Below are 5,303 nucleotides of genomic sequence, written 5' to 3' on the forward strand. Positions count from 1 at the left end.
GATGAGACAGAAGGTCTCATCCAATCCAAAGGATTGAGGAGCGAAGCGACCAGGCGCTTCAGTCGCTCAGCCCAAGACCTTCAGAGCCTGATCCAGGTCGGCCAGCAGGTCGTCGACCTCCTCCAGGCCGATCGCGAACCGCACCAGGGTGTCGTCGCCCCGGCCGGCCAGCGGCCCGAATTGCCGCATGCCACGCAGGCTGTACGGCATCACCAGGCTCACCGGCCCACCCCATGAATAGCCGATGCGGAACAGGCGAAGCGCATCCACAAAGGCGTCGACACGGTCGGCCCCAAACCGCCGGTGATCGAATACCACCGACACCAGCCCGCCCGCCTGCGTGGCGACCTGGGCCCACGCAGCGTGCCCGGGCGATTCGGGCAAGGCTGGGTGCAACACCTGGGTGAATTCGTCCCGCCCAGCGAGCCACTGCGCCACGGCACGGGTCGCCCGATCGTGCGCGGCGTACCGCAGCGCCAGACTGGGCAGCCCGCGCAGCAGCGCCTCGGCGTCATTGGCGCCCACGCCCAGACCCAGGCGCATGTGCGTGAGCTTGAGTTGCAGATGCAGCGCCTCGTCGCGCGTGACGACGGAGCCCATCAGGACGTCGCCCCCGCCCGATGGGTACTTGGTGAGCGCGTGCACGCTGATGTCGACGCCGGACGAGGCTTGCCCGCCTGCCACGCCCAGCTCGAAGGGGTTGAAGGCGAGCCCCGCCCCCCAGGTGTTGTCGAGCGCCACCACCAGCCGCGGGTGCTGCCGGGCCACGGCGAGCAAGGCCTGCAGATCAGGGAACTCGAGCGTGACGGAGCCGGGCGCCTCAAGCCACAGCAGACGAGTGCGCTCGTTGATGAGGCCGGCGAGCGAGGCCGGGTCCATCGGGTCGTACACCCGGTGCGTGACGCCCCAGTGAGCCAACTCCACCCGGGTGAAGTCGCGGTTCGGTGCGTAGACGTTGTCAGGCAGCAGCACTTCGTCGCCGGCCTTCAGCAGCGATTGCGCCACCAGCGTGAGCGCCGACAGCCCCGAGGGCGCGAGCAGGCACTGGCGACCGCCTTCCAGCGTGGCGAGGCGCTCTTCGAGCGTGAAGGTGGTCGGCGTGCCATGCAGGCCGTAGGTGTAGCCGCTCTTGTCCTTCCACTCGCGCGCCTTCAGCGCGGCCGTGTCCTGGAAGAACACGGTGGAGGCCTTGAAGACGCCGGGCTGCACCGAGCCGAAACCGCCCGGCGGCTCGTAAGCGTGGTGAATCAGGCCGGTGGCGCGGCCCACAGGCTGCTCGGCGGGCACGGCGGCATCGGAGGAAGGCTGTTCGGGTGCGGTCATGCAGGGGATGCTAGCGCAGCGTGGCCGGCCCCTGGCGCAAGTCAGGCTCGCAGCCAGGCCCGCGTTTCATCCCAGCCGGGGGGCTCACACCCCTTGCGCTGCACGTTGATGGCGGCCGTGGCCATGGCGTGGCGCAAGGCGGCTTCCAGATCGGACGCGGTGAGCTGACCCAGCGCATCGGCCGTCAGATGGTGCTCGTTGGCCAGCCAGGCCAGCAGCCCCGCCTGGAAACAGTCGCCCGCCCCAACGGTGTCGACAACCGCCACCGCGGCCGGTACGGGCAGTTGCACGCACGCCTGTCGGGTCATCAGCATCGCGCCGTCGGCACCGAGCGTGAAGGCGACCAGTTGCGTCATGGGGTTGGACAGCAGCTGGGCCCCGACAGCGCTCAGGTCGGCGCTGTGCCAGCCCATGGCGCGCACATCTTCGTCACTGAGCTTGACGATCTGTGCCATGCCGAGGGCCTGGCGCACCGCGTTCACATAGGCGGCCTGGTCGGCTGCGCCGGGGCCGACGACCACCGGCCGGAGGTTGGCGTCCACCGACACCACCGCGCCACGCAGCTGCGCAGCCAGCAGCACGGTGTGGGCCTTGGGCCAATCCCCCGGCGCCAATGCCAGCCCACCGGTGTGAATCAGGCGCAAGGCCGCCGGCAGGCGTGCAATCAGCTCGTCTGCCGTGCCATCGCGGTCGGCCACGTGCTGACGGTGAAAGGTGTAAGACGGCACACCACCCGGCCCGAGGGACACCACGGCCAGCGATGTCGGGCAGGCGCTGCGCGGCACTTGACCCAGGTCGACGCCATCGCTCTGCAGGCGAGCCACGAAGCGCTGCCCGAAGGTGTCAGACGAAAGCGGGTTGAGGTAGCGGACGCGCTGCCCCTGCCGGGCCATGGCTCGGGCGAAATTGCACACGGAGCCGCCCAGACAGGGCTCGTACCGGCCGTCCGGGTGTTCGATGAGGTCGACAAGGGCTTCGCCGAGGGCTGCAAACATGGGTTCTCCTGCGGGAGATAGGACAGAACGCCGCCGAGTGTGCCCCTGCGCTCATGCCTCTGACACTAGGGTTTGTCATAAATAAAACGGGTTGATTTATTAATGGAGCGTTCAGATACTTGCTTCCGTTGTCCCCCGACGGGCAACGAGGCTTGACGACACAACCCGACCGAGGAACACACCATGCCGATCTCGCGCACCTTTGTTGCCACCCTGAGCGCTGTGGCGCTGGCCACGCTGAGCCAGTTCGCTGCAGCAGCCGATCAGCCTGTCATCGGACTGATCACGAAGACGGAAACCAACCCCTTCTTCGTCAAGATGAAGGAAGGTGCGACGGCGGCCGCCAAGGCACACAACGTCAAGCTGCTGACCGCTGCGGGCAAACAGGACGGTGACAACGCCGGACAGGTCACCGCCATCGAGAACATGATGGCCGCCGGCGCCAAGACGATCCTGATCACGCCGAGCGACGCCAAGGCGATCGTCCCGGCCATCAAGAAGGCGCGTGACAAGGGTGTGATGGTGATCGCGCTCGACAGCCCCACCGATCCGCAAGAGGCCGTGGACGCGCTGTTCGCCACCGACAACTACAAGGCCGGCGTGCTGATCGGTCAGTACGCAAAAGCGTCGCTGGGCGGCAAGCCGGCCCGCATCGCAACGCTGGATCTGTTCCCCGGCCACCCGGTGGGGGCCCAGCGCCACAACGGCTTCCTGAAAGGCTTTGGCCTCGCGGCGAACCCGGCCACGTCGAACGAACTGTCGAAGCCCGCCGAGGTGGTGTGCATGGCCGACTCCTTCGGCGACCAGGCCAAGGGCCAGACGGCGATGGAAAACTGCCTTCAGAAGAACCCGGACATCAACCTCGTCTACACGATCAACGAACCGGCCGCTGCAGGCGCTTACAAGGCGCTGAAGGCCGCTGGCAAGGAGAAGGACGTGATGATCGTCTCGGTCGACGGCGGCTGCCAGGGCGTGAAGGATGTTGCCGCCGGCAAGATAGCTGCAACCTCGCAGCAGTACCCGCTGAAGATGGCCTCGATGGGCGTGGACGCCGGCGTTCAGTACGCAAAGACGGGCAAGAAGGTGGCCGGCTACACCGACACCGGCGTCACGCTGATTGCAGGCAAGGCCGCCCCTGGCGTGGACAGCAAGGATGCCCAGACGGGCCTGAACCTCTGCTGGGGCAAGAAGTAAGCGGGGCACACCATGCTGGCGACCTCCACCTCACCGAACCGGGCTGAGCTCATGAAAGACTGGACACTGCCGCCCATGGCCATCCTCGGGCCCTTGCTTGCGTTGCTCGCGGCGAGCGCCTTCTTTGCCACCCAGGCCGACAACTTCCTGTCGGGTCAGAACTTCTCGCTCATCCTGCAGCAGGTGATGGTTGTGGGGTTGCTGGCCATTGGCCAGACGCTGATCATCCTCACGGCGGGCATCGACCTGTCGTGCGGCATGGTGATGGCGCTCGGCTCCATCGTGATGACCAAGCTGGCGACCGAGATGGGGCTGCACCCGTTGCTGGCGATGTTGTTTGGCATTGGTGCCACGACGGCGTTCGGGCTGCTCAACGGCCTGCTGGTGACCCGCATCAAGCTGCCGCCCTTCATCGTGACGCTGGGCACGATGAACATCGCCTTTGCGATCACACAGCTCTACTCGGGCGCCCAGACCATCACCGACCTGCCGGAGGCGATGACCTTTCTGGGTGACCCGATCATGATCCTCGGCACGCCGGTGGCAGGCGGGGTGCTGGTGATGCTGGCGCTTTACGCGATGGTGTGGTTCGGCCTCAGCCACACGGCCCCCGGCCGCCACCTGTACGCCGTGGGCAACAACCGCGAGGCCGCACGCCTCACCGGCATCTCGACCGAGCGCGCGCTGCTGACGGTGTATGCACTGGCCGGCACGTTCTACGGCATCGCGGCGCTGTTGTCCGTGGCCCGCACGGGCGTGGGCGACCCGCAGGCCGGCCAGACGGAGAACCTCGATTCCATCACCGCCGTGGTGCTGGGCGGCACCAGCCTGTTTGGGGGGCGCGGCATCATCGTCGGCACCTTGATCGGCGCGCTGATCGTGGGCGTGTTCCGCAACGGCCTGACGCTGATGGGCGTGTCGTCCGTCTACCAGATCCTCATCACCGGCATCCTCGTGATCCTGGCGGTGGCCACCGACCAACTCTCACACAAGCGAGCCTGACCGTGTCTGCCATCCTCCAAGCCGACTTTGAAGGAGCCACCATGCGGGCTTCCGCCTCCACCCCACCGATCGTGCTGCAGGCCCGGGGCCTGGTGAAGCGCTACGGCCAGGTCACCGCGCTCGACGGCGTGGATTTCGAACTGCGCGCCGGAGAAATCCTCGCCGTGATCGGCGACAACGGCGCGGGCAAGTCGTCGCTGATCAAGGCCTTGTCGGGTGCACTGGTGCCGGATGAAGGCGAGATCCTGATGAACGGGCAACCCATACACATGAAGAGCCCGATCGACGCCCGACGCCACGGCATCGAAACCGTCTACCAGGACCTGGCCGTCGCGCCGGCAATGACGATTGCCGAGAACCTGTTCCTGGGCCGCGAGCTCTTCAAGCCGGGCGCGCTGAACCAGCTGTTCAAGGTGATCGACAAGCGGCGCATGCTGGCCGAGGCCATCGAGCGCATGAACGACCTGAAGGTGGGCATCCGCTCAATGACCCAGGCGGTCGAAACGCTCTCGGGCGGTCAGCGCCAGTGTGTGGCCGTGGCCCGCGCCGCCGCCTTTGCGCGCCATGTGGTGATCATGGACGAGCCGACCGCCGCCCTGGGCGTCAAGGAAGGCAACATGGTGCTGGAGTTGATCCGCCGCGTGCGGGACAAGGGCCCGCCCGTGATCCTCATCAGCCACAACATGCCACACGTGTTCGAGATCGCCGACCGCATCCATGTGCAACGCCTGGGCCGGCGCGCCGCGATCCTGAACCCCAAGGTGGTCAGCATGTCCGACACCGTGGCGG

The 5,303-nt window shown here is 66.9% G+C and carries 5 protein-coding genes; 3 read left to right on the forward strand and 2 right to left on the reverse strand.

Translation table 11 applies throughout. The features are described 5' to 3' along the window. Nucleotides 1–66: 66 nt before the first annotated feature. Nucleotides 67–1,323, reverse strand: coding sequence for a PLP-dependent transferase (locus tag Q0Z44_RS18010; RefSeq protein ID WP_298015348.1), 1,257 nt, complete (start codon nt 1,321–1,323; stop codon nt 67–69). Between the two features lie 41 nt (nt 1,324–1,364). Then, complete coding sequence (locus tag Q0Z44_RS18015) at nt 1,365–2,318, reverse strand: PfkB family carbohydrate kinase (RefSeq protein WP_298015351.1); 954 nt, start codon at nt 2,316–2,318, stop codon at nt 1,365–1,367. 183 nt (nt 2,319–2,501) lie between these two features. Here Q0Z44_RS18015 and Q0Z44_RS18020 point away from each other — a divergent pair, with 183 nt between their 5' ends. The 3 genes from Q0Z44_RS18020 to Q0Z44_RS18030 form a co-directional block, all read left to right on the forward strand. After that, complete coding sequence (locus Q0Z44_RS18020) at nt 2,502–3,512, forward strand: sugar ABC transporter substrate-binding protein (RefSeq protein WP_298015353.1); 1,011 nt, start codon at nt 2,502–2,504, stop codon at nt 3,510–3,512. Between the two features lie 51 nt (nt 3,513–3,563). Beyond that, nucleotides 3,564–4,514 carry an ABC transporter permease gene (locus tag Q0Z44_RS18025; RefSeq protein ID WP_298015355.1) on the forward strand — a complete coding sequence of 317 codons (951 nt, stop codon included), beginning with the start codon at nt 3,564–3,566 and terminating at the stop codon, nt 4,512–4,514. Nucleotides 4,515–4,555: 41 nt separating this feature from the next. Beyond that, on the forward strand, nt 4,556–5,303 hold a 748-nt coding region (locus Q0Z44_RS18030), incomplete at its 3' end, for an ATP-binding cassette domain-containing protein (protein ID WP_298015357.1).

The organism is uncultured Aquabacterium sp., from assembly GCF_947366995.1.
GTDB lineage: Bacteria > Pseudomonadota > Gammaproteobacteria > Burkholderiales > Burkholderiaceae_C > Aquabacterium.